21 protein-coding genes and 2 pseudogenes are annotated in these 24,514 nt (G+C 65.7%); 9 read left to right on the top strand and 14 right to left on the bottom strand.

What is annotated here, in order from left to right; all coding sequences use genetic code 11:
- Window positions 1-276: 276 nt before the first annotated feature.
- On the top strand, window positions 277-1,644 hold the full coding sequence (locus UCD39_RS00410; RefSeq protein WP_330494192.1) for a phospholipase C/P1 nuclease family protein: 1,368 nt from the start codon (window positions 277-279) through the stop codon (window positions 1,642-1,644).
- 24 nt (window positions 1,645-1,668) lie between these two features.
- Here the strand turns inward: UCD39_RS00410 and UCD39_RS00405 are convergent, their stop codons facing one another.
- On the bottom strand, window positions 1,669-3,093 hold the full coding sequence (locus UCD39_RS00405; protein ID WP_330494191.1) for a mannose-1-phosphate guanylyltransferase/mannose-6-phosphate isomerase: 1,425 nt from the start codon (window positions 3,091-3,093) through the stop codon (window positions 1,669-1,671).
- A gap of 271 nt (window positions 3,094-3,364) precedes the next feature.
- Here UCD39_RS00405 and UCD39_RS00400 point away from each other — a divergent pair, with 271 nt between their 5' ends.
- Window positions 3,365-4,366 carry a glutathione S-transferase family protein gene (locus UCD39_RS00400; RefSeq protein ID WP_330494190.1) on the top strand — a complete coding sequence of 334 codons (1,002 nt, stop codon included), beginning with the start codon at window positions 3,365-3,367 and terminating at the stop codon, window positions 4,364-4,366.
- Between the two features lie 121 nt (window positions 4,367-4,487).
- Window positions 4,488-5,164, top strand: a pseudogene (locus tag UCD39_RS28375) (HAD-IA family hydrolase).
- On the opposite strand, the gene UCD39_RS00385 reads toward UCD39_RS28375, so the two are convergent.
- Entirely contained in the window at window positions 5,165-6,028 is an 864-nt protein-coding gene (locus UCD39_RS00385; RefSeq protein WP_330494187.1) for a LysR family transcriptional regulator, read from the bottom strand.
- 209 nt (window positions 6,029-6,237) lie between these two features.
- Between UCD39_RS00385 and UCD39_RS00380 the strand changes: the two genes are divergently transcribed.
- From UCD39_RS00380 to UCD39_RS00370, 3 genes are all read left to right on the top strand, one after another.
- Window positions 6,238-7,494, top strand: a complete 1,257-nt coding sequence (locus UCD39_RS00380) for a cupin domain-containing protein (RefSeq protein WP_330494186.1) — start codon at window positions 6,238-6,240, stop codon at window positions 7,492-7,494.
- Between the two features lie 72 nt (window positions 7,495-7,566).
- Window positions 7,567-8,046 carry a hypothetical protein gene (locus UCD39_RS00375; RefSeq protein WP_330494185.1) on the top strand — a complete coding sequence of 160 codons (480 nt, stop codon included), beginning with the start codon at window positions 7,567-7,569 and terminating at the stop codon, window positions 8,044-8,046.
- 145 nt (window positions 8,047-8,191) lie between these two features.
- Window positions 8,192-8,710 carry a hypothetical protein gene (locus tag UCD39_RS00370; protein WP_330494184.1) on the top strand — a complete coding sequence of 173 codons (519 nt, stop codon included), beginning with the start codon at window positions 8,192-8,194 and terminating at the stop codon, window positions 8,708-8,710.
- Between the two features lie 29 nt (window positions 8,711-8,739).
- On the opposite strand, the gene UCD39_RS00365 is transcribed toward UCD39_RS00370, so the two are convergent.
- Together UCD39_RS00365 and UCD39_RS00360 are read right to left on the bottom strand one after the other, a co-directional pair.
- Window positions 8,740-9,063 carry a YciI family protein gene (locus UCD39_RS00365; protein ID WP_330494183.1) on the bottom strand — a complete coding sequence of 108 codons (324 nt, stop codon included), beginning with the start codon at window positions 9,061-9,063 and terminating at the stop codon, window positions 8,740-8,742.
- 33 nt (window positions 9,064-9,096) lie between these two features.
- Window positions 9,097-9,711 carry an FMN-dependent NADH-azoreductase gene (locus tag UCD39_RS00360; protein ID WP_330494182.1) on the bottom strand — a complete coding sequence of 205 codons (615 nt, stop codon included), beginning with the start codon at window positions 9,709-9,711 and terminating at the stop codon, window positions 9,097-9,099.
- A 121-nt stretch (window positions 9,712-9,832) separates the two neighbouring features.
- On the opposite strand from UCD39_RS00360, the pseudogene UCD39_RS28370 reads away from it, so the two are divergent.
- Window positions 9,833-10,654: pseudogene (locus tag UCD39_RS28370) on the top strand (LysR family transcriptional regulator); the annotation flags it as partial.
- Between the two features lie 112 nt (window positions 10,655-10,766).
- Here UCD39_RS28370 and UCD39_RS00350 read toward each other — a convergent pair.
- Window positions 10,767-11,453 carry an alpha/beta fold hydrolase gene (locus UCD39_RS00350; RefSeq protein ID WP_330494180.1) on the bottom strand — a complete coding sequence of 229 codons (687 nt, stop codon included), beginning with the start codon at window positions 11,451-11,453 and terminating at the stop codon, window positions 10,767-10,769.
- 101 nt (window positions 11,454-11,554) lie between these two features.
- Entirely contained in the window at window positions 11,555-12,214 is a 660-nt protein-coding gene (locus tag UCD39_RS00345; RefSeq protein WP_330494179.1) for a DsbA family protein, read from the bottom strand.
- A gap of 101 nt (window positions 12,215-12,315) precedes the next feature.
- Between UCD39_RS00345 and UCD39_RS00340 the strand changes: the two genes are divergently transcribed.
- On the top strand, window positions 12,316-13,212 hold the full coding sequence (locus UCD39_RS00340; RefSeq protein WP_330494178.1) for a LysR family transcriptional regulator: 897 nt from the start codon (window positions 12,316-12,318) through the stop codon (window positions 13,210-13,212).
- A gap of 80 nt (window positions 13,213-13,292) precedes the next feature.
- On the opposite strand, the gene UCD39_RS00335 is transcribed toward UCD39_RS00340, so the two are convergent.
- The 3 genes from UCD39_RS00335 to UCD39_RS00325 all read right to left on the bottom strand — a co-directional run bounded on the left by UCD39_RS00335 (window position 13,293) and on the right by UCD39_RS00325 (window position 18,263).
- A complete protein-coding gene (locus UCD39_RS00335) occupies window positions 13,293-15,899 on the bottom strand; it encodes a TonB-dependent receptor (protein ID WP_330494177.1) in 2,607 nt (868 codons plus the stop codon).
- 360 nt (window positions 15,900-16,259) lie between these two features.
- On the bottom strand, window positions 16,260-17,639 hold the full coding sequence (locus UCD39_RS00330; protein WP_442943531.1) for an ISNCY family transposase: 1,380 nt from the start codon (window positions 17,637-17,639) through the stop codon (window positions 16,260-16,262).
- A 117-nt stretch (window positions 17,640-17,756) separates the two neighbouring features.
- A complete protein-coding gene (locus UCD39_RS00325) occupies window positions 17,757-18,263 on the bottom strand; it encodes an Lrp/AsnC family transcriptional regulator (RefSeq protein WP_330494176.1) in 507 nt (168 codons plus the stop codon).
- A gap of 147 nt (window positions 18,264-18,410) precedes the next feature.
- Between UCD39_RS00325 and UCD39_RS00320 the strand changes: the two genes are divergently transcribed.
- On the top strand, window positions 18,411-19,322 hold the full coding sequence (locus tag UCD39_RS00320; RefSeq protein WP_330494175.1) for an EamA family transporter: 912 nt from the start codon (window positions 18,411-18,413) through the stop codon (window positions 19,320-19,322).
- A 16-nt stretch (window positions 19,323-19,338) separates the two neighbouring features.
- Here UCD39_RS00320 and UCD39_RS00315 read toward each other — a convergent pair whose 3' ends face one another.
- The 5 genes from UCD39_RS00315 to UCD39_RS00295 form a co-directional block, all read right to left on the bottom strand.
- Entirely contained in the window at window positions 19,339-20,142 is an 804-nt protein-coding gene (locus tag UCD39_RS00315; RefSeq protein WP_330494174.1) for a hypothetical protein, read from the bottom strand.
- A 122-nt stretch (window positions 20,143-20,264) separates the two neighbouring features.
- A complete protein-coding gene (locus tag UCD39_RS00310) occupies window positions 20,265-23,081 on the bottom strand; it encodes a hybrid sensor histidine kinase/response regulator (RefSeq protein WP_330494173.1) in 2,817 nt (938 codons plus the stop codon).
- A 36-nt stretch (window positions 23,082-23,117) separates the two neighbouring features.
- The gene (locus UCD39_RS00305; protein WP_330494172.1) at window positions 23,118-23,765 is read right to left on the bottom strand and encodes a chemotaxis protein CheX; all 648 of its coding nucleotides are present in this window, start codon (window positions 23,763-23,765) and stop codon (window positions 23,118-23,120) included.
- Window positions 23,762-24,145, bottom strand: coding sequence for a response regulator transcription factor (locus tag UCD39_RS00300; RefSeq protein WP_330494171.1), 384 nt, complete (start codon window positions 24,143-24,145; stop codon window positions 23,762-23,764). The genes UCD39_RS00305 and UCD39_RS00300 overlap by 4 nt, the downstream gene beginning before the upstream one ends.
- Before the next feature lie 125 nt (window positions 24,146-24,270).
- Entirely contained in the window at window positions 24,271-24,513 is a 243-nt protein-coding gene (locus UCD39_RS00295) for a hypothetical protein (RefSeq protein ID WP_330494170.1), read from the bottom strand.
- Window position 24,514: the final 1 nt, after the last annotated feature.

Genomic DNA, 24,514 nt, shown 5'->3' with positions numbered 1-24,514 from the left:
AGGGGCGGGGCGGTATCAGGGGCATGGCCGTAACCCAAAAGCCAGGTGTGCCGCCATTACCGGCGGCGTCCCCATCAATTTATGGCGGGAAGAGGCCCAGTCCAGGACCACCTATGCAGAGCGCAAGGCCCTTGGCTTGCCAATCCCTGGGCGTGGCACTTTCCATCCCTGCGAACTGGCCATGCCCGCAAATTGGGCCGGGGTGTCGCGGAAATGACTTCTAACCCGGGTATGGTCCGGCCCATCCTTGATGGTCCCGAAAAAGCAGGGTCTTAGATGCGACACTCCCATTGCCTCCGCCGCCGTTTGTCCTTGGCCGCCGTCTTTGTTTTCGCGGTCCAGCCGGCCGCCTGGGCGTGGAGCAACCACACGCTTTGCACCTGGCCGGCAGTGGAGGCCATGCCGCAGGTGGCCGGCCACAGCGTGCCGTCTGAGTCGCTGACCGGCTTCCTGGCCAAGGAGGCGGCGGCCCTGCCGGCGGTGCTGGCGGAGGAGGAGCGCTGGGCCCGCGCCAACGTTCCCTTCTATGCCCCCCGGCCGGACGCGCTAGCCTTCACGGTGGCGGCGGATGCGGACGTAGCGGCGCTGAAGCGGGCCTTCGTTCATGCCATCCGCGTCAACGAGGACGTGCCCTTCGCGCTGTACCTGCAACGCCGGCCTGGCACCGCAGCGGCTGCGGGACGCGAGATGACCTGGCCGGACCTGACCATCCTCAAGAGCCCGGAGGACGTGGATCTGAAGCAGATGGAGCGGGTGGAGGAGGGGGAGGCGGCGCCGGTGGCCGATGTCGTCGCCACGGCGTCTAACGAGCCCGACTTCGGCCTGGATATCGGCCTATTCCAGGACAATGGCCAGAACCAGGGCAATCTCTATGCCTTCGGTCCGCAGCCCTTCGGCAATCCCTTGCTCGACTATGGCAGCCAGGCGCCCTTCCACATGGGCTTCTATCATGAGGCGGGCATCGTCTATAAGGCGGCGCCCTTCCTGCAGCACACCTATCCGGAGGCGCGGGTCCACCTCTACATGACTTTGTCGCGCTTCGCCTTCTCCTCGGGCCATCCCTACTGGGGCTGGCGCTTCGCCGGCTGGGCCATCCACTACGTCCAGGACATGGCGCAGCCCTATCACGCCCGCGTCCTGCCGGGCGTGAGCGTACCGTCCATGCTGTGGACCAGCGTGCTGGACATGGCGGGCATCCATGGCCCCAAGATCGCCGCCCTGAACCGGGTGACCAACCGCCACACCGCGCTGGAGAATTACCAAAAAAACCGTATGACAGCGGCGTATGAGCAGGGTGACAAGGCCGATCCCCTGCTGGCGGCGCTGCGCGACACCCGTGGCGACGCCGGCTTGGAAAAGGTGCAAGCGGCGGATCTGCTGGGTGCCATCAGCGCGCAGTCGGTGGCCGTGGCCGACACGCTGGATGCGCAGCTGGAGCGCACGTTCCCGCCGCGCTACGTCTCCGACGCCGCCACCAACCTGGATGGCAAGGACGCCAACCTCTACACCCTGTCGCGCCAGGCGCCGGCGGCCGACCAAGCCAAACTGGCGGACCTGGTCGCCGACCGCATGCGTCAGGCGGGCCGGGACACGCGGGCTGTCATCCGCGCCGTGGCGCCGGACACCACGGCTGCCGCACGCTGAGGCCGGCTTCGGCTACGGCTGCCCTCAACTGCGGCCGTAGCTGTCCTCCAGGCGGACGATGTCATCCTCGCCCAGATAGGGGCCGGACTGGACCTCGATCAGGTTCAGGGGGATCTTGCCCGCGTTCTCCAGCCGGTGGGTGCATCCCAGCGGCAGGTAGATCGATTCATTTTCCCGCACGAGCTGGGTTTCGCCATCGCGGGTGACCGTGGCGGTGCCGTTCACCACCACCCAATGTTCCGACCGGTGGAAGTGCTTTTGCAGTGACAGCTTGTGCCCCGGGTTCACGGTCAGGCGCTTCACCTGGAACCGCTCCCCTTCATGCAGGGTCTGATAAAAACCCCAGGGGCGATAGACGCGCGGGCGGGTCAGCGCTTCGCGGCGGTTCTCCTTCTTCAGGGTGGCGACGACGCCTTTCAGCCCATCCAGACGGTCCTTGTTGGCCACCAGCACCGCATCCGGCGTGGTGACCACGATGACGTTCTCCATGCCCAGCACGGTGGTCAGGACGCCATCGGTACGCACGTAGCTGCCTTGGGTATCGTGCAGCACCACGTCGCCGTGCAGGCAATTGCCCCTGTCGTCCACGGGCAGAACCTCCATCAGCGACTTCCAGGAGCCGACGTCGCTCCACCCGATGCTGCACGGCACGACCGCGGCATGGTGGGTCCGGGCGAACAGGGCGTCGTCAATGGAGATGGACGGCGCCTTGGCGAAACTGTCCGGGTCCAGGCGCTGGAAATCCAGATCCCGCGCCCGCTTGTCCACGGCTTGGCGCACCGCGTCGATCAGCGCGGGCTCAAACGCGCCCAACTCTTCGACCAGGCGGTCGGCGCGAAAGAGGAACATGCCGCTGTTCCAGAGGTGCTGGCCGCCCGCCAGATAACCCTCCGCGATGGCCCGGTCGGGCTTTTCCACGAACTCCGCCACCGCGAAGGCGCCTTGCGCGCTCTCCAGCGCGTCGCCCTTGCGGATATAGCCGTAGCCGGTTTCGGCCCGCGTCGCCTCGATGCCGAACGTGACGAAAGCGCCATTGAGCGCGGCGGGGATCGCCTTTCGCAGGGCGTCCCGCCATGCCGCCTCATCCACGATCCAATGGTCGGCCGGCAGAACCAGCAACAGCCGCTCAGGCTTGGTCGCGGCCGCCACCAGGGCCGCGGCGGCGATGGCTGGCGCCGTGTTGCGGGCCACCGGCTCCAGGAACAGGCTGTCCAGCCCAATCTCCAGGTGGCGGGCCTGCTCCGCCACCACAAAGCGATGCTCGTGGCTGGCGATGACTATCGCCGGGTCCAGGCCCGCCTCATGACAGCGGCGCAAGGTCCGCTGTAACAGCGACACCTCATCAACCAGGGGCAGGAATTGCTTGGGATAGAGCTCTCGGGACAGGGGCCAAAGCCGCGTGCCGGAACCGCCGGACAGAATCAGCGGAAGTATCTGCGCCTGGTCCATGACATCCCTCGAAACAGAGTCACCGTCGCATGCCACATTTGGCCCGCTGGAGGAAGCGGACCGATGATTCAATCGGGGCTTCCCCTTTGCCAACGGCAAAAACGCACATACTCAACCAGCCGCACCTGAATTGGGCCCGGAACCGGCGCCCGTCGTTCCAGTTCCTGAACAGTCATTTCTGGATTACGGATCTCCTCGCCAACCCTGCCGGGCGGTATTGCTTAACCCGAGGGCGGCCCACAGGCGCCTGCCCGGGATCACGGAGAAGACCATGGGTTTGCTGGTTGACGGAGAATGGCGCGACGTCTGGTACGAAACGAAATCGACCGGCGGCCGCTTCGTGCGCAAGGACAGCGCCTTCCGCCATTGGGTCACCGCTGACGGTGCCCCTGGACCGGGCGGCGAGGGCGGCTTCGCGGCGGAGCCCGGCCGCTATCATCTCTATGTCAGCCTCGCCTGCCCGTGGGCGCACCGGACCCTGATCCTGCGCGCGCTGAAAGGGCTGGAGGACGCGATCAGCGTCTCCGTGGTTCATTGGCGCATGCTGGAGCGGGGATGGACCTTCGAGGAGGGGCCGGGCACCGTGCCGGACACGGTGAACGGCGCCGACGCGCTGTACCATGTCTACCAGGCCGCCGACGCGCATTACAGCGGACGGGTCACGGTCCCGGTGTTGTGGGACAAACAGCGCCGGACCATCGTGAACAACGAATCCTCCGAAATCCTGCGCATGTTCAACAGCGCCTTCGACACCGTGGGCGCCAAGCCGGGCGACTATTACCCCGCCGCGCTATGGCCGGAGATCGACGCGCTGAACGCGCGCATCTACGACACCGTCAACAACGGCGTCTACAAGGCCGGTTTCGCCACCAGCCAGGCGGCCTACGAGGAGGCCATCACGCCGCTGTTCGACACGCTGGACTGGCTGGAGGACCGACTGTCCAGTCGCCGTTTCCTGACCGGCGACCGGGTGACGGAGGCCGACATCCGCCTGTTCACCACACTGGTGCGGTTCGATCCCGTCTATGTCGGCCATTTCAAATGCAACATCCGCCGCATCGCCGACTACCCGAACCTGTCGGCCTATCTGCGCGACCTGTACCAACTGCCGGGCGTGGCCGGGACCGTGAACTTCCAGCATATCAAGGGCCACTATTACGAAAGCCACCGCACCATCAATCCCACAGGGATCGTCCCCGTGGGCCCGGTGCAGGACCTCACCGCCCCCCATGGGCGGGAGCGTCTGTCGGCGGCGAACCCGCTGCCGGTGTGATCCCGTCCCCGAAAAGCAAGCCCCCAGGTGCGAACCGGTGCCCAGCGAGCATGGGCGTCGACAGCGGAGCGGCGGGCGCCGCAGGATGGCATCCGCCCGGATAATCTGAAGAAAGCCCTGCATGCCCGCCGTTTCCCCCAGCGTACCCTACGCCGACCGCCGCTTCGCCGCCTTCCTGTTTGACATGGATGGTACCCTGGTGGACAGCATCGCCGCCGCCAATCGCGCCTGGTCCCGCTGGGCGGCGCGTCATGGTCTGGACCCGGCGCCGGTGCTGGCCACCATGCACGGCGTACGGGCGGTGGAGACCATCCGGCGCTGGAGCCCGCCCGGCACGGATGTGGAGGCGGAGGCGGTACTGCTGACGCTGGCGGAGATCGAGGATGTGGAGGGGACGGTCGCCATACCTGGCGCGCCCGCCTTCCTGGCCACCCTGCCGCCGTCGCGCTGGGCCATCGTCACCTCCGCCCCGCGTGACCTGGCCTTGGCGCGGTTGGGGGCGGCCGGCCTGGTGCCGCCGCCGGTGATCATCACCGCCGATGACGTCAGCCGGGCAAGCCCGCCCCCGATCCTTTCCTTCTGGCCGCGCGGCGGCTGGAGGTGGCGCCGCAGGATTGCCTGGTGTGGGAGGATGCGCCGGCTGGCATCGCGGCGGGGGAGGCGGCGGGTGCCGCCGTGGCCGTCATCACCGCCACCCATCATGCCCCGCTGGACACCCCCCATCCCACGGTGCCGACCTACGAGAATCTGGCCGCCGTGGTGGAGGCTGGGCGCCTGCGCGTCACCGCGAGGACCTGATCAGGCCCAAAGGCCAGGTCCCTTTTCCACGATCAGGTCGGCCAGGGCCGCCGGTGCCCCTTGCAGCCGGCGGCTGCGGCCCAGCACGACGAACTCCACCTCCGCCAACAGGGGCAGGGCGCCACTGGTCCCCATATCCACCAGGTCGGAACCGGACGCCCGCATCAAAAGCGGCGATTGCGCCATGACCCCCAGGCCGGCCTGGGCGCCGGCGCGCAAACCCGCCAGCGTCTCGCTGGAGCAGGCGACGAACCAGGACCGCCGGGCGCCGTTCAACGCCTCCATCGCCAATGTGCTGGTGATGGAGGCGTTGGGGTAAAGCACCAGGGGCACCGCCTCCTCCGCGCCCAGCGCGAACTCCCGGTGGGCCAGCCAGGCCAGACGTTCCCGGTGGATCAGCGTGCCGCGATCATCCCCCGGTTGGCGCTTGGCGAATACCAGGTCCAGGCGGCCGGCATCCAGCTTCTGGTACAGCAGGCTGGTCAGGCCCACCGTCAGCTCGATGCTTAAATTGGGATTGGCGCGGCCGACGTCGCGCAACAGGTCGGCCAGGCGCGTCAGGGTCAGGTCGTCCGACACGCCTAGCCGCACCCGGCCACGCGGCGCGCTGTCGGCGAAATAATCCGCCGCCTGGCGGCTAAGGCCCACGATGTCGCGCGCCAGTTCGGCCAACACCGTGCCGTCCGCCGTCAGTTCCACGGTGTGGGTGTCACGCTCGAACAGTTGGCGGCCGCAGGCGGCCTCCAGCCGGCGGATATGCTGGCTAACGGTGGACTGGCTGATACCCAGCGCGGTCCCCGCCGCCGTGAAGTGCCGCGTGTCCGCGACGGCCAGGAAGGTGCGTAACTGGTTGATGTCGAACACCGATCATTCCGCTCAGTAATAACTGTTATTTCTGCACATCGTCCGCAGACCTATCCATATTGGGCGTGTCGGCAGCAAGTCATTGGAATTGATGACCGCTGGCCCGGCGACAAATCGTCCCAGAAGAACATGGCGGCCCTTAACCCGTCCGCGCCCCTGCTCTGGGTTCGGCGGAAGGGCACTGCCCTGCCTTGCCCGAGGTATCCCTCATGACAGATTTCACCAGGCGCAACATCATCGCGGCCGGCGCCGTCGCCGCGGCTGCGGCGGCCGCGAATTCGGCCGGCGCCGCCACCTTTGGCAACCCCGACCGCCCGGCCCAGGGCCGCGTCAACCTCAGCAACCCCATCGCCGGGCAGGAACCCGGGCCGCAAAATCCAGCCCTGGCCAGTCAGTTCCCCTCTTTCCAGGATCCGCCCGCCACCGATGTGGCCGGCATGGACCTGTTCTGGGCCTCCTTCAACAATGCGCACAAGCGCATCCAGGATGGCGGTTGGGCGCGCGAGGTGACGCAAGCCGACTTCGCCATTTCCGAGGCGGTGTCGGGCGTGAACATGCGTCTGGGGCCGGGGGGCGTGCGTGAGCTGCACTGGCACCAGCAGGCCGAATGGGCGGTGATGACGGATGGCAAGTGCCGCATCACCGTCATTGACGCCGACGGTCGGCCGGCCGTGCGCGACGTGAAGGAGGGGGACCTGTGGTACTTCCCGCCGGGCCTGCCACACTCCCTGCAAGGGATCGGGACCAGCGGCGGCGAGTTCACCCTGGTGTTCGACAACGGCCGCGCGTCGGAGTTCAACACCCTGCTGCTGACTGAATGGATGGCCCACACCCCGCCCGAGGTGCTGGCCGACAATTTCGGCCTGCCGCAGAGCGCCTTCAAGAACATCCCCATCGACGACCTCTGGATCTACCAGGCCAAGGACCCGATCCCGCCGCTGGAAGAGGTGCAGAAGGCCGTGCGGTCGCCGGATGGTGAGCCTGAGTTCGAGTTCACCTTCTCCATGGGATCCATGAAGCCCACCCGCGTCACCAAGGGTGGTTCGGTCAAGGTGGTGGACACCCGCAACTTCCCGGTCAGCAAGACCATCGCCGCCGCTCTGGTCACCATCAAGCCAGGCGGGCTGCGCGAGCTGCATTGGCACCCCAACGCCGACGAGTGGCAGTATTACCTGAAGGGGCAGGGCCGCATGACGGTGTTCAACACCGGCCCGCGCGCCCAGACGGCCGACTTCCGCCCCGGCGACCTGGGATACGTCAAGAAAAGCTTTGGCCATTACGTCCAGAACACCGGTACCGAAGACTTGGTGTTCCTGGAGATCTTCAAGGCCGACCGCTTCCAGGAAGTCTCGCTGGCGCAATGGCTGGCCTGCACCCCGCCGGAACTGGTGGCCCAGCATACCAACATGGACCCCAACCTGATCCGGCAGTTCAACAAGGCCCGCTGGGACATCCTGCCGGCGTAACCCTCCACATTCTTCGCCGGCCCCAATCCCTTTGGACGGGGAAGGGGGCCGGCGACCTTGGGAACTTCCACCATGCAGAACGTTCTGCCGGCCTGGCGCCAATTCCTGATCTTCCAGTCCCCGCACCAACTGCTGTCCTATACGGCGGGTACCGGGGCGAGCATCGCCGCCGGGCTTTTCCTGTTCGTGGGCCTACCCCGGCTGCTGGGGCAACAGACCATTCCGCCCGACATCCTGGCGGGGACGCTGGCCTTCTGCCTCGCCGTGTCGCTACGGGTGCCGTACGAGGTGCAGCCCATCCGCTGGCGCGTCACCGCCGCCTTCCCCGACCTGATGGCGGACCGCATCGCCCGCGTCCTGGCCGGGATCGACTACCTGCCGGACGACCGGTCGCGGGGAAGCACCCTCTACCGCCTGGCCTTGCCCCGGTCTCTGGCCTGGCTGCGGTGGCGGGAGTGCGCGGTCGAGGTGCGCGTCCAAGGTGGTGACATCACGATCACCGGTGCCCGCATCGCCGTACGCCATGTGCAACGGGCGTTGCGACAGGCGTGAGGGCCGGTGGGTGGCTGCCGCTCAAGCAAGCGCCATTTCGCCGCATGGACTTGGAGTGGTTGAGTGCTTGCCTCCTGGCCGTCCCCACGCCACAGTTGTGGAAAGATCAGGGACGCAATCGCACAGGACGGATCGTCTGGCCATCATGGAAGCCCCGACCACCATACACTGTCTCATGCCGCCGTGGCGGCGGGTCCTGCTCTTCCAGTCATTCCGCCAATTCCTGAGCTATGTCGCCTGCGTGTCCGCCTCCACCCTGGCCGGCATGCTGATCCTCAACGGCCTGACGCAGCTTCGCGGCCATGATCCTCTGCCCGTGGATATCATCGCCTGGACAGTTATAGGCTCGCTCATCGGCTCCTTGCGACTGGCGTACCGGGTCATGCCCTGCCAATGGCGGTTAGCCGCCGCCCATCCCGGCATCATTTTCAACAGGGCCCCCGACATCCTGGCAGGCATCCGGTATCGGGCCACCGAACACACCGCTGGCCGCACCCTCTATCGTCTGTCGGCGCCCTGGTATCTGCGATGGCCGGATTCTGGGGAAAATGCGCTGGAACTGCGCGTCGAGGGCCCCGATGTCATCGTCACCGGGGCCCGCGTCGCCGTAGCCCGTCTGCGAAACGCCTTGGGTTATGATGACGTGGTGTTATCGCCCCCTTGAACGCCAGGAGGGGTTGGGGGCGGCCAAGGTTATGACGAGCGCGACGCTATCGCCTTGGCATCGACAGCCCAGCGTTCCGAAAAATCTTCGGCCCGCAGTTTGGGCAGGAAGGCCCGGGTGCCATAGTCGACCAACTGATGGACATGGAAGGAATCCCGGCTGAGGAGGTCGGCCACCTCTTCCTGATCCCGGCAGTGCAGGAGAACAACGCCCCCGCTGCCGTCTTCCAGCGGTCCGGCGGCGATGAGGTGGCCGGTATGGCCCAGCGCGACCAGCCAGTCGCGATGGGTGTCGAGGTGCGGATTGATGTCCTCGACGGGGCGGCGATAGGTCAGGGTGACCGCATAAATCATGATGTTTCCTCGCGACTGAATGGAATGTGAAGGTCAGGCGGCGACGAAGTCGGCGATGCCCGCATGTGCAGCGGTCATGGCCTGAATGCGGGCCTCCGGCCCCCGGCTCATGCCCTCGGCACGCAGGATTTCGACGTCGTGGATGCCCATGAAGCCGAAAACCGCTTTCAAGTAACTTTCTTGGAAATCCATAGCGGCGAGGGCTGTGTTCTCGTAAAACCCGCCCCGGGTGGAAACGACGATGACACGCCGCCCGCCGCCCAAGCCAACGGGCCCGGTAGCTGTGTATTTGAAGGTGCGCCCGGGTTGAACGACGCGATCGATCCACGCCTTCAACTGGGTCGGGATCGAGAAATTATACATGGGCGCGCCGATGACGATGATGTCGCTGGTCAGCAGTTCGTGCACCAGGTCGGCGGAGCGCTTGTGTTCCGCCAACGTGGCGGCGTCAAAGGCGGCAAGTCCCACCTCGCGGAAGCCGGCGGCGATGGGGGCATCCAGATGCGGTATCGCCTCCTGGACAAGATCGCGGTGAACCACATCAGCCCCGGGATGCTGTTCCCGCAGCGCTGCGACCAGGGCAGCCGATAGTTCTCGTGACCCCGACGTGTCGTTCATGAAGCTGGAATCGATGTGCAGGATGCGCATGGTGCTCTCCAGTGGATTGGGCATGCGCTAAAAATAGCGCTTGCCCCACCGTTCCATTAGCCGCTCATATCAGGATACATTGTCCTATAGGCAGGACAGTTGCCGACTATGGGGGACCGTTGTGGAGGACCTGAACGATCTGGCCTTTTTCGCCGCCGTGGCGTCGCACGGCAGCTTTTCCGCTGCGGCGCTGGCCCTGGGCGTTCCGAAATCGAAGGTCAGCCGGAGGGTGGCTGAGCTGGAGGCTCGGCTGGGGGTGCGGTTGTTGCAGCGATCGACGCGCGCGGTGCAGATGACGGCCGTGGGGCAAGCCTTTCACACCCATTGTCTGGCGATGACCCAGGCGGCACGGGCGGCGCTGGAACTGGCGGAGCAGGCCAATGAACAACCCTCCGGGCGTTTACGGATAAGCAGCCCCATCGGGGTGGCGCATTTGTTCTTGGCGCCGGTGCTCGCCAAATTCATGCGGATGCATCCTGCGGTCCAGGTGGAATTGGACCTGACGAACCGCCGGGTGGATGTCATCAGCGAAGGCGTCGACATCGCCCTGCGCATCCGGTCCAACCTTGAGGATTCCCACCTGGTGATGCGTCGCCTCGGCTCCAGCCGCCAACTGCTGGTGGCGAGCCCGTCCTTCATTCAACGGAATGGCCCCTTCAATACCCCAGCCGCTCTGAGCGGCGTCATCGGGCTGGGCCCCGCCGGCGTGAGGGGGGAGCGCAACTTCTGGCACCTGAAGGCACCTAACGGAACGGGGGTGGAGGTGGAATATCTGCCGGCCCTTATCACCGACGACGTCGAGATACTGGAACAGGCCACGACGGCCGGCTTGGGCGTGGCCCAACTGCCCGCCCATCTTTGCGGGCGGGCGCTGGCCGACGGGCGCCTGGCGGTGCTGCTGCCGGACCACCGGCTGGCACCGCATGAGCTTCATGCCGTCTTCCCCTCCCGCCGGGGCATGGTGCCGGCGGTGCGGGCCTTCCTCGATTTCCTGGCGGAGGAGGTGCCGGCGATGATGGGGGGGGCGCCGCCGGCGACCCGGTGCTCATATCCAACTAACCCGCCCGCGCGGCCTTTTCCACCAGCCGCACCACGTCGTCGGCATGCGAAATCAGGGACATGTGGCTGGAGGGAACAGTCACCACCGACGCCTTCATGCGCTGGGCCATCCACGCCTGCAGTTCGGGCGCCAGGGCCCGGTCGTCCTGGGACAGCAGGTACCAGGACGGTTTATCGCGCCAAGCCGCTCCTGATAGTTTGTCCGCGAAGCAGCGCCCTGCCACGGGCTGCTGCGTGGCGGCCAGCAACTGCGCCCTTTCAAGGCGCACGTCAGCGGCCAGCGCATCATGAAAGGCGGCGGGATCGAACCAAAGCAGGCCGTCCGCGTCCGGCTTCGCCCCCTGCATCCCGGGAGAGGGAGGGCCATGGCGTTGCAGATCCATTACCGCCTCACCCTGATCGGGCGCCAGGGCGGAAACATAAACCAAGGCGGCGACATTCGGCGCGGTGCCCGCCTCGGTAATGACCGCGCCCCCCCAGCTGTGCCCAACCAGGACGACCGGGCCATCCTGCCGTTTCAACACACGCCGGGTGGCGGCGACGTCGTCGGCCAGGGAGGTGAGGGGGTTCTGGACCGCCGTGACCGTATAGCCCAGGGCCTGAAGGCGGACGATAACCTCCGTCCAGCTCGATCCATCGGTGAAGGCGCCATGAACCAGGACAACGTTTTTAATCTGAGCCATGAGGGTGGTCCCTGAGTGGGCGGGGCTGTGTCCCGTGATGGCAAGACCCGCGGTCGCCGCGGTGGTCGCGAGGATGGTGCGGCGACTTAAGCCCGTCCGCATTATATGCCCCGAATGTCGGCGATCAGGGTCTCGGCAAGACCGAACAGGGCCTCCGCCTTCAGGCGTCGCCGGGTGGAGCCTTCGCCGACAAGCAGGGCGGGAACCCCCTCAAGGTTGAAGGCGTGCATGTCGGCGCGACTGGTTGCGATACGTTGGTGATAGGCCGACACCAGCGCCTCATCGGGCGCCGTCAGGCGTCGTGCCGCCTCATGCAGCCCGAGGTCCGCCAGAATGTTGGCCAAAATCGGCAAGTCGGTATTGTCCCGACCATCGACATAGCGCGCCCGTTGCATCGCCTTGAGCGCGTCAAATTCCCGGTCCGGCCGCGTGAGATGCACGGCGGTCAAGGCCAAGGTCGCCGGGGCGGAGTCCAGCAAGGCACGACGGTCACCCAATACCTTGGTCCGATAGCGGTCGCTGAACGGCACCCCAGTCAGGCGGGCGATGCGCTGGTCGTTGGCCCAGGCGTAGGCGGCGAAGGCGTCGTCCAGCGGGCGGGCGTCCTCACCCGCGAACAGGCCGGTGGGGGCCAGCACCAGCGCGATATCGGGCCGCGCGCGTATCTGCTCCAACGCGGCCGAAGCGCCGTAGCACCAGCCGCACAAGGGATCGAAGAAATAGGTGAGGGGGATGGGGGCGGTCAATTTTGCGGCGGTCAATCGTGGTCTCCTTCCGCGCAGGATAGGAGTTTTGATTGAAACGGAAAGTCGAGATAATGATACAAAGTGTGTGTCAATAGCTAACAATATGGGTTCAGGCTATGCCGGAAGCGGTCAACCTCAACCGCCTGGCCTACTTCGCGGCGGTGGTCGACACCGGGTCCTTCACCCGGGCGGCGGAGCGGCTGGGTGTGACGAAAACGGTGGTCAGCCAGCAGGTCGCCCGACTAGAGGCCGAGGTCGGGACCAGCCTGCTGATCCGCACGACGCGGCGGGTGGAGCCGACAGCGGCGGGCCGCGCCCTGCATGCCCACTGCGTCATGATCCTGCGGGAGGCCGACATCGCGTTCAGCGAACTGGCGCAGTCGAACAGCATCCCCAGCGGCACATTGCGCGTGACGGCGCCCAACGATTACGGGTGCAACGTCGTTGCCCCGCTGGTGGGCCGTTTCACCGCCCGTCATCCAACCTGCGCCGTGGATTTGATCATCGCCGATGCGAAACTGGACCTGGTCCAGGAACAGATCGACCTGTCGATCCGGGTAGGGTGGTTGGATGATTCCAGCCTGCAGGCCCGGCGCATCGGAGCGTTCCGCCAAGTCCTGGTGGCCGCGCCGGGCTTGGCCGACAAGGTCGCCACGACGGATCCGGACGCGCTGCCCTCCTGGCCATTCATCGCCAACACCGCGCTTCGCGATCCGTTGTTATGGCATTTTTCGCGCAACGATCTGGAGCGCCGTGCCGTCCCCATGAGGGCCGCGGTGAGCATGAACATCACGCCCGCCGTTCTGGCGGCGACGCGGGCCGGCGGGGGCATGTCCATATTACCGGATTACCTGGTTGCCGAGGATCTCAAGGCCGGCAGCCTGGTGCGGCTTTTGCCGGAGTGGGACTTGCCCGCCGGCGGCATTTACGTCGTCTATCCCCCGGCACGCTACAGGCCGGCCAAGGTGACCGCCTTCGTCGCCATGCTGATTGACGCTGCGAAGGCCACCTGACGCCTATGCCGAGGGCAGGGCGCCGCCCCCGATGACGGGGGCGGCGTGACCGGACGCCAGCCGGTCAGAACTCGGCGCGATTAAAACTTGGCGCGGACGCCGGCGGTATAGCGCCGGCCGTAGTAGTAGATTTCCCGCGCCTGGGTGGGGGTATTGCCATAGTTGTAAAGGGCGGCACCCAACAGATTGGTGCCTTCCAGGGTCAGCGTGATGTTGTCCGTCACGGCATAGCTGAGGCTGGCGTCCAGCGTGCCGTAGGCGTCAACATTGGTGTCGGAGCTGACCTCGTTGCCGAACCCGCTCATGTACGCGCTGCGCCAGGAATAGCTGAGGCGGGCGCCGAAGGGGCCGTAGTCGTAGAAGCCCACCAGATTGTAGCTGTTGTTGGACAGGCCGGGCAGCTGGTCACGGACGGTGCGGGTCCCGGTGACGAACAGGGTCGTCACGTCGGCGTGGGTGAAGTTCGCCTGCAGCCCCAGGCCATCAAAGGGGGCGGGCAGGAAGGTCATGACCTGCTGATAGGCCAGTTCGAAGCCCCGGACCTCCGCGTTGCCACCATTGGCCAGGGTGGTGATGCGGATGTCACCCCGGCCGGGGATGTTGATCTGGGTGTTCTTGGCGGTGATGTAGCTGTCCAGCTGCTTATAGAACACGCCGCCGGTCAGCGACGCGTCCTTGCGGAAGTACCATTCCAGCGTGGCGTCGTACTGGGTCGCCATGTACGGGGACAGGTTGGGGTTGCCACCGCTGCCGGTCGGCGCGTCGTTGGAGATGCTGAGGCGCGGCGCGATGTCGCCCAGGTTCGGCCGGGTCAGCACCCGCGCCACGCTGAAGCGCGAGACCAGATCGTCGGTCAGGTCGGCCTTCAGGTTCATGCTTGGCAGCAGGTCGGTGTAGTTCTTCTCATAGCGCACCGGTGTCGCGGTGACGCCGTTGGTGGCGTAGCCGCTGGAAACCTGCTTGGTATCCACCACCCGCACGCCGGCGTTGCCGGTCAGGGGAATACCCGCCAGGAACGTCTTCATGTTCAGCCGGCCATAGCCCGCCAGGGTCTCTTCCGTGACCTTGAAACCGTTGGCCAGGTCGGCAGCCGTCAACGGCGCGTTCAGAAGCGAGTTGTCGAAGTAGTTGGCGAAGAAGGCACGGCCGTTGGGCACCAGCCAGGTGCGCGGGAAGTTGCCGCTGAAGCCGCTCATGAAGTCGGAATAAGGGAAGGATTCAAAAAGGGAGGAGGGGAAGGCCCCGCCGGCGACACCCTTGACCCCCGCCTCGCTCACCAGGTCGCGGCGGAAATAGTCACGCTCCCGCTCCCGGTATTCCCCACCCAGCACCAGGCTGGACAGGGGGCCCACGTTCAGGTCGCGGGTGACGTCCAGGCGGCCACCCCAATCGTAATCCTTGCTGTCCTCATCCCGGTATTCCAGGCGGCGGCCGACAAAGCTGGACGGGCTGTTGAGGTTGACCGGGGTGACCAGGTCATAGGCGGCCTCGTACCCCCGGGTGAAATCCATGGTCAGCGGCAGGTAGACCTGCAAACGGCTGCGGTGGATGGGGTCATCGGTGACGCTGTGCGCGGAGGAGTAGGAGAAATCGCCGTCCACCGTCCAGGGACCGTCGGTCCATTTCTGGTTCAGGCCGGCGACGAACAGGTCGTGCCGCTGACCAGACGTCTCGCGGGACGCCATGGTGAAGACGTTGTTGAAGGTACCGCGCACCATGGTGCCGTCAGTGACCGTGAAGGTGCCCGCCGCCGGCTTCACCGCGCTGTCACCCGGATAGAAGTCGATGCCGTACTCGTCGTAATTATCCTTGAGACGGGAGAACAGCACGTCGACATTGGTTTCCCAATGGTCATTGGGCTGCCACTGCAAGGCACCATCGACCGTGTAGCGGCGGCGATCCTCCTGCTCGATGGTGGGGCGGATGCGGGTGGGGGTCCAGGTGTCACCACCGAAGTAGGGATCCCAGGCCTTGGTGATCTGCCAGCCCGTGCTGTACTCGCGGTCCTGCCGCACCGACCGTTCCATATAAGACGCGGCCAGCAGCACGCCCAGGTCCCGGTTGGCGTTCACCCAGGAGGCGATGCCGGACACGGACGGATCGATGCGGTCGCGCAGGTCGGAATAGCTGCCTTGGGCGTTGACGCTGGCGGTGGTGCCCAGGTCGAAGGGGTGGAAGGTCAGGACATTGATGTTGCCGCCGATGGCGCCCTCGTTCATGTCGGCGGTGGGCGACTTCTGCACGTCGATGCGGGACACCAGTTCGGACGGCAGGACGTCATAGCGGAACTGGCGGCCGTTCACGCCGCCGTTCTCCACATTCTCGTTCACCGCGATGCTGCGGCCATTCAGCTGCGTGGTCTGGAAGTTGGAGGCGAAGCCCCGGACGGCGATGTCCAAGCCCTCGCTGCGGCTGCGGGTCATGGTGATGCCGGTGACCAGCTGCAGCGCCTCCGCCACGTTCTGGTTGGGGAACTTGCCGATATCCTCGGCCGACACCGAGTCAACCACCTGATCCGCCTCGCGCTTGACCTCGCTGGCCGTCTGTAGGCTATGGCCATAGCCGGTGACGACCACCTCCTGAATCTGATCCGCCGCTGCCGGCGTCTCATCCGCGCGGGCGATGAAGGGAACAAGGCAGAAAATCAGCGGCACGGCGGTGCGGCGCAGCAGAACGCTCCGGGACATCGTCAAATTCATCCTGTCAGGAGGGGGTAGGCGATGCGCGGGACGTATAAGCGGCGGGCGATAACTTATTTTTTAAAAATGATTAAATAATTGCGACCGTTGCAGAATTATGGTGCGCCCAGTGGAACGAGCGACACCATGCAACCGTCCGCGCGACGCTCGCGCAAGCTGCCGGTGTTCAGCCAGGGGGAACCCGACACACAAAGTGGGGGAGGTGACGACGGTGGCATTCCCCATCTGCGACCTCCTGTCCAACTCACTGAGAACGTTGGAAAGTCGCACTTCGTTTTTGAGTCCACCCGCCTACAAACGGTGTTTCAACCGGATAGAAGTGTCAGGGTGTCCCGCAAAGTAGAACTGTCAGTGCTGGGGGTGGGCGGGGAGCGGAGCCGAAGGCGCAGCGGACCGGCCACCCCCAACACGCAGCGACGTCGAGCCCCTCTTGCGACCCGGCTTTCCCCCCGTCTTGGCGTAACCGATGCGCTCGCTGTGGGTCTGCACCTGGGGCGCAAGCCTGGTGTCCTGCATCGTCTTAATCTCTGCCAGAACCGCCGACAGCCGCTTGTTCTCAACCACCGCCCCCAGGCTCACCCGCTGGCTCTTGTCGAACTCGGTGTAGGGCAGGGCAACGCCCTGCCAGCGGAACTCCACCCGGCCGTCGGCAAAGGCGTAGCTGTCCACATACTGCCCCACCAACCCCCGCGTCACCGCCGTCTCTTCCAGCATCACCCGCCGGCGCTCATACGACAGCGTCAGCTGCCGCCCCACATATCGCCGCTCCCGCCAGCACAGGATGTCCCCCAACCGCTCAGCCAAAGCCCCCAGCGGCCGGTGCAAATCCTCCGGCCGGGCAGGGACCACGGCAAACTGGGCATTGAAGCGTTCCATGAACCCTTCCAGGAAAGCGTTGCCAACCGCCATATCGCTGATCCCGGCAAGCCGCAGCTCCTTCACCAGCCGATCCTGCAGCGTCCGGTTCACCCGCTCAACCCGGCCCTTCGCCTGGCTGGAGTTCGCGCACAAAACCTCAATCCCCAGTTCCGCCATGGCCCGCCCGAACTGCGTCAGGCCCTGACCTGTCCGCGCCTCCGTCTTCGCCACCCGGAAAACCGTGTGCTTGTCGGAATAAAACGCCAACGGCCGACCATGCCGAACCAGGTACCCCTCCAACGCCGCGAAGTAGCTGAACGCGCTCTCCGACGCCACAAACCGCAACTGCATCAGCCGACCCGTCGCGTCATCGATGAACACAAGCAAGCTGCACGGCCCAGCACGGTCCTCAAACCACCGGTGCTCACTGCCATCGATCTGTATCAGCTCCCCCAGGCATTCCCGCCGCAGGCGAGGGCGGTGGAACTGCCGCCGCTGCGCTCGTGACCGCCACAGCCCAGCCGACGCCATCCAACCCCGCAGCGTCTCCCGCGACACCTCCAGCCCATGACGCTCCGCCAGCTTCTCCGCCGCCAGCGTCGGACCAAAATCCCCGTAATGCCGCTGCACCAGTTCCAGCGCCAGCTCCCGAACCCCACCATCCAGACGATGGTTCGACGGGCGACCGCGCGCCTGGTGCACCAACGCGCCGCCGCCACCATCCCGATACCGCCGCAGCAAGCGCCATACCTGCCGCTCGCTCAAGCCCAGAACAACCGCAGCGGACGACGCCGTCAGACGGCCGCCAACCACATCCCCAAGAACCTCCACCCGCCGAACTTCCCGATCGCTCATCACCACCCAGCCCATCACCAACCTCCCAGCCGGCACCACCCAACCAGGAGACTGACACTTCTACTTTGCTCTGGTCTGACAGTTTAACTTTGCGCCTACAAACGAAAAACCGATAAGCAGTCTTATGGAAAATTATCTGACAATGTTCTCGGCCGGCACCGGGCTCAGCGCCTTGGCTTGGCGCATCACGACCAAGGTCTTGAAATTCCTGACGTTCTCATCATCCAACAGGATGCGCCGCGTCAGCTCGTCATATCCTTCCATGTCGCGAGCGACGATGCGCAAGGCGAAGTCATGGTCGCCCGTGACGTACCAGGCCTCCACCACCTCCGGCACGGTGGCGATCTTGCGCATGAATTGATCGATGGCATGGCCGCCGGCGGCGTCGGTGACGCGCCCGCTGTCGCGTTCCAAGGTCACCAGCACCACCATGGTCAGGGGCCAGCCCAAGGTGCGCGGGCGGACGATGGCGATCTCGCGCTCGATGGCGCCAACCTCGCGCAGGCGTCGAATACGGCGATAGCAGGCGGGCCCCGACAGCCCAACCCGCTCCGCCAGAACTGGCATGGGCACGCGGCTGTCGGCCTGCAACTGCTCCAACAGTTTATGGTCGATGGCGTCCAGATCGTGGTCCGGCATGGGCATCCGCGGCTGGGCCTCTGACAGAGGCGGCTAATGATAAAAATTATCAGGATACAGCGATAAATGACACGTTTAGGCGCCTAGGGCCGCTAAACTATGACGGATACTACCCTGCGTTTGCGCCCTCGTCTCTCGGTTACCCCCATGTCCCACGATGCCATCCTGCCCCCGCCCGCCACGGGATTGAACCGTCTGACCTCCTTCCTGCCCATGGCCGCCTTGTTTGCCGCCATGGTGTCTGTCACCACGGGCGCCTCCATCGCCAAGACGTTGTTCCCGCTGACGGGCGCACAGGGCACCACCGCGCTGCGGCTGACCACGGCGGCGATCCTGCTGACGCTGCTGCTGCGGCCTTGGCGGTTGCGCCTGACGCGGGCCGACTGGGGACCGCTTCTGGCCTATGGCGGCGCCATGGCCTGTATGAATTCCTTGTTCTACCAGTCCTTGCAGACCATCCCTGTCGGGGTGGCCATCGCGGTGGAGTTCACCGGGCCGTTGGGGCTGGCGATGCTATCATCCCGCCGCTGGGCCGACTTCCTGTGGATCGGGCTTGCCATCCTGGGCCTGACGCTGCTGTTGCCTATGGAGCGGGCGACCGCCGAACTGGATCCGGGCGGCATCGCCTACGCGCTGGGCGCGGGCCTGTTCTGGGCGCTGTACATCGTAACCGGCAAGAAGGTCGGGACCGCCCATGGCACCCAGGTAACGGCCATCGGTACCCTGGTCGCGGCTTCGCTGGTGTTGCCGGTGGGCCTGGTCAAGACCGGCGCCGCCACCCTGTTCCAGCCCGCCATCCTGGGCAGCGCCGTCATGGTCGGGGCGCTGTCCAGCGCCCTGCCCTATACGCTGGAGATGTTCGCCATGCGGCGCCTGCCGGCCCCCACCTTCGGCACACTGACCAGCGCCGAACCGGCGGTGGGCGCGCTGATGGCCATGCTGCTGCTGGGGGAGGCGCTGTCACCCGCGCACTGGGCGGCCATCGCCATCATCATGACGGCCTCCATCGGCGCGACGCTCACCGCCCGCCGTTCCGCGCCCCCCTTGCTGCCAGAATGAGGTTCGCGGCCGCGCCTCACGTGCCGGGTTTACGGCAATAGTCGCCCAGCGTGTAGGCCGCGCGGATCTCATAGGCACGGCTGGGCTTCAGGATAAACTCGCTGGCGCCGTACCGCACGGCGCCATCCGGCGCGCCGGCCTGGGGATGCCAGTCATAGGTATAGCCCAGGCGGGTCCAGGGGGCGCCGCCCTCCACGTAGTTGACGCGCATGTTACGGGCGAACCAGTCCCAGTAGCCTTGCTTTTCCAGGCAGGTGGCGTCCCCCGCCGCACACTCGGGCCGGACCACGGTGGATGAGGAATCGAGGGTGCAGTGGGCGGCCGTGACGTCCGTGTCGGGACAGGGACGCGCCAAATCCTCCGGCGCCACCCACATCTCCACCACCTCCGAATAATCCCGGGTGGGATCCAGGCCCAGATACTGCTTCACCCGGTCCGCCTTGGCGGTGGCGTCACCGGCGACACCCGCGCAAAAGTCGTGCAACTGCGGCACGGCCGTGACCCACATAGTCCCCCAGCTCGCGGGCGACGTGCCGCCCGTCTTGCCGGCGTAATATTTCTCATAGGCCGCCGTCGCCATGGTCGACGCCACCAGCACCTGACGGCCATGGGGACCGTCACGCCAGGTCAGCCGGGTATTGTCGGGGGCCAACCGCACCAGATCGGGACCGATCAACTCGGGCCGGGCGACCGCCGCGGCGTTCAGGGAGCGGGCGAACAACTGTGCCGGTGTGGCGTTGGCCCCGGACTGCGAAACAGCAGAGCCCTGCCCGGTCGCGGCGCACCCCGCCAGCATCATCAAGGCTGTCGCCCAAACCATCCCGTTCCCGCGCATCTCGTCCCCCATACCCGCGTTACCCGTCAAAGGTATGGCGGAAAGAGGCCGAGTTTGCAACCTGTGCGCAACATGAAATAAGTTTATGCGCGCTATAATGGGAAGGCTCAGAAAGTACGCTGCCGCACCTCCAGGATGCCGCGAATCTTGGCCGCCAGCTCGTCCATGGCGAAGGGCTTCATCACCATGTCCATGCCTTCGTCCAGGAAATCGCCGCGGACGGCGGCATTGGCGGCATAGCCGGTGACGAACAACACCGGCAGATCCGGCCGTCGCCGCCGCGCGATCTCCGCCAACTGGCGTCCATTGAGGCCGGGCAGGCCCACGTCCGTGATCAGCAGATCGATCTGGCTGGACGATTCGATGACGCTCAACGCACCGCGTCCGTCGGCGGCATGCAGCGCGGTGTAGCCCAGCTCCTGCAACACATCCAGAACCAACAGGCGGACGGACTCGTCGTCCTCGACCACCAGCACGATCTCCCCCGCCCCTTCTGGGGTCTCCCCCATGCCCGCCATGCCGGACTCATGGGCGTCGTCCCCGCCGTCGCACGGCAGGTACAGGGTGATGGCCGTGCCGCGCCACATCTCGCTGTCGATGCGTACGTGGCCGCCCGTCTGCTTGACGAAGCCATAGATCATGGACAGCCCCAGGCCGGTTCCCTGGCCGATGGGCTTGGTGGTGAAGAAGGGATCGAAGGCCTTGGCGACCACGTCCGGGGGCATCCCCATGCCGGTGTCGCTGACCCGGATCATGATGTAGTCCCCTGCCGTCAGCCCGTCATGGCGGGCGGCGTAGGCCCGGTCCAGCGTGGCCCGCCCCGTCTCTATGGTCAGGATGCCGCCGTCCGGCATGGCGTCGCGGGCATTGATGGCCAGGTTCAGGATGGCGCTTTCCAACTGGTTCGCGTCGCTGCGCGCCGCCACCAGGTTTTCCGCCATGCCGACGCGCAGCTCGATCTGTTCGCCCAAGGTGCGGCGCAGCAGATCCTCCATGGATCGCACCAGGCCATTGACGTCGATGGGCTTCGGGTCCAGCGATTGTTGGCGGGAGAACGCCAGCAGGCGATGGGTCAAGGCGGCTGCCCGCTGGGCGGAGGCCATGGACGCGTCCATGAAGCGGTCCAGGTCGCTCAACCGCCCCTGGGAAATGCGGCGACGCACGATATCCAGGCCGCCGATGACACCCATCAGCATGTTGTTGAAATCGTGGGCCAAGCCGCCTGTCAGCTGGCCCACGGCCTCCATCTTCTGGGCCTGGCGCAGCTGTTCCTCGGTCTGGCGCAAGGTGTCGGCGCGCTGCTTGTCCTCGGTGATGTCGCGACCGTAGGCGTAAACCAGGTCGCCCTCCTTCGAGGTGTTCCAGGAAACCCAGCGCAGGCTGCCGTCCTTGTGCAGCAGACGGTTTTCGAAATTGGTCAGGTTCTGGTCATGGGTGGCGCCGTTCAGCGCATCCTCTGTGAGGATCAGGTCCTCGGAATGAACGAAGCCCTGCACCCGCCGGCCCTTCACTTCCTCCACGTCATAACCAAGGATGGCCGTCCAGGAGGGGCTGGCCGCCCGACAGATGCCATCCGCACCGATGATCACCAGCAGGTCGCGGGAGTTGTTCCAGACGCGGTCACGCTCCCGTGTCCGCTCCTCCACACGCGCCTCCAGCGTCTCCGCGAACTGGCGCAGCTTCTCCTCCGCGTCCTTGGACGCGGTGATGTCATAAATAACCCCGATGAAGCGGCTGCCCGTCCCTTGGCGGCCATCGCGGTCCCGCTGACCATCACGCCGGTGCTCTCCCCGCTGGGCGAGCCACCGGATCTCTCCAGTGTCGGGGCGCCGGATGCGAAACTCACGATACGGCGGGGCGGTCTCCCCACCGTCCAGGCTGGTGATCAGCGGGGCATCGTCGGGATGGACCACGGCATTGACGGTGCGCACCGGAAGCGCCGTGGTGGGGTGCAGGCCCAGCAAAAGGCAGAACTGTTCCGATACCGAAACGGTACCGAAGCCGCTGATGTACTCGAACGTGCCCACGCCGCCGGCGGTCTGGGCGACGCGCAGCTGCTCTTCCACCCGCTTCTGCTCTGTGACATCGGCCAGCACGCCCCGGAACCGATATGCCGTTCCATCGGCCAGACGGTCGGCACCGCCGCGGGCGGACACCCAGTGCACCGCGCCGTCGCGGCCCACGACCCGGTAATCCTTGGCGAAAACGTCGGCGCCGTGCATCACCCCGGCCACGGCGATGCGGATGCGCATGCGATCATCGGCGTGGATGGAATCAAAAAAGGTGTCGGTGGGCAGGCCGTTACCGGCCTCAACCGGATCCAGGCCGTACAACTCGGCGAAGCGGGCGTCCGCATACAGCCGCCCAGCGGCGACGTCCCATTCCCAGGCGCCGGCCGTGCCCCCGACCACCTGGGCCAGGCGCGCCCGTTCCTTGGCGTCGGCCAAGGCCTGCCGGCTGGCCGCCAGATCGGCCTCCACCTCCAGACGGGCCAACTCCAGGGTCTGGTCGGAATGGGTCCATAGGACGTAGGGCGCGGTACCCTGCCCGTCCAACACCGGGGTCAGGCACACGCGGTCCCAGAACACGCTGCCGTCCTGGCGCACCACCCGCAGGTCCGCGGTCAAGGCCCGGCAGGCTGCCAAGGCCTGTTCGATCCCGGATAGGACAGCGGGGTCGGCATCGGCGGCGGCAAGGAAACCGAAAGGACGACCGGCCAAGTCCCCGGCCGCGTGGCCGGTCAGCCGCTCGAAGGCCGAATTGGCGAAAACCAGCGGCTCTCCAGGGCGGCGATGGTCGGTGATGGTCAGGGCCATGCCGGATTGGACAAGCGTATTCAGCAGCGGGCCGCATAGGGCGCGCAGTTCCGGCGGCACGCCGCTGTCACGCTCCATCATGACCAATGCCTCCGCTCGGCCACTCATGCGCGCCCCCTTGCCTCAAAGTCAGCGGCGAAGACGTCAACGGGCATCGCCGTCCGTTCCCACCACCCGCGTGATGAATTCGCCGATCAATTCTTTCAGGGACTGCAGCGATGGCAGATCCATCAGCATGGCAATATAGCCGCGAATGTCCCGGCCGCTGATGGCGAAATTTATGTACAGGAACAGGACAACACCATCGTCGTCCGGCTTGTCGGAAAGTTCGAACAAAATCTGGCCATCGCCACGCAACACCTGGGGCAACGACATGGCCAGGGGCCGTTGCAGGATATTGGCCATGGTGGCCAGGCAGCCGTTGAGGACGACGTTGCCCGTTTCGGCCAGCGCCTCTTCCTCGATGTCCAACATCTCAGCACCCGACAGTTCGTCGTGGGTGACGGCGCGGACCAGTTCCAGGCTGTTGGTCTCAGGGAAGATCAGTAAGGCGCGGCCGCTGAACGCCCCCGCGAAGTCCTGGCGCACGGCGATCAGCGGGTCGCTTTCCCGCTCCCGGATCAGGGTGGCGGCCACCCGGCGCCCCACCACTTCCACCGATGGCACCGACAGGGTGACCGGACTGCCCACCATCTTGCGCAAGGCAACGGCCGCACGGCTGACCCCAATGTTGACCAGTTCGGTCAGCGCATCGTTTTCCAACTCATCCAAGGCTTGGGAGTCATGGGTCATCCGTGCACCGCGCGCAGCTTCAACGCCGCGCCGGCAACGAAATCGCGAATGCCGTCTTCCGTGATGGGCTTGCTGACGAAGGTGGCGTTGGCCGCGCGGGCACGGGCCACCACTTCATCCTGCACGTTGGCGGTGGCCAACGCGATCGGCATGTCTGGATAGCGGTGTCGCATCTGTTCAGCCAATTCCAAACCGTTACGGCCGGGCATGTTGAAGTCCAGGACGGCCAAATCCACCTGCCTGTCTCGCAAGGCGGCCAGTGCCTCATCGGCATTGCCCGCCTCGATCTTGGCCCACGTGGGTTGCAGCGCCGCCAAAGCCTTACCGACAACGATGCGCGCTAGTTTGCTGTCATCGACGATTAAGACCGTAGTACCCATGTCAACCATCCTGCCAAACTCATCCAATCCGCCATTTTATGCCCCCCGGCAGATATCGGTCTTTTCGTTACACGCCGGAGGTTCAGTATGTATATCGCGGCCTCAATAATCTTGTCTGCGAAAGACTATGGCGGTGCGGCCAAACAGGGTATGACCCAATCGCGGAGAAATACATCGTCGGCCATACCCCGTACAGTTGGCCGCAAAGCGAGAAAAACTTGCACCACGGCACCATGCAGATGGCGGCTGGCGCTGACGTCGATTTGGGACTCGGGCGCCTCCTGCAGCCGGGAGAGCAAAATTTCCGCATCCTCCGCGCCGCAGGTCCCCGCCAAGCGTATGAGGGCGCCGTCCACGATGACCGTCATG

The sequence above is a fragment of the Nitrospirillum karajorum genome (genome assembly GCF_036348415.1).
In the GTDB taxonomy this organism is placed as follows: Bacteria; Pseudomonadota; Alphaproteobacteria; order Azospirillales; family Azospirillaceae; genus Nitrospirillum; species Nitrospirillum amazonense_B.
The sequence above is the reverse complement of the archived record's forward strand: the minus strand, read 5'-3'. Positions and strand labels throughout refer to the sequence as shown.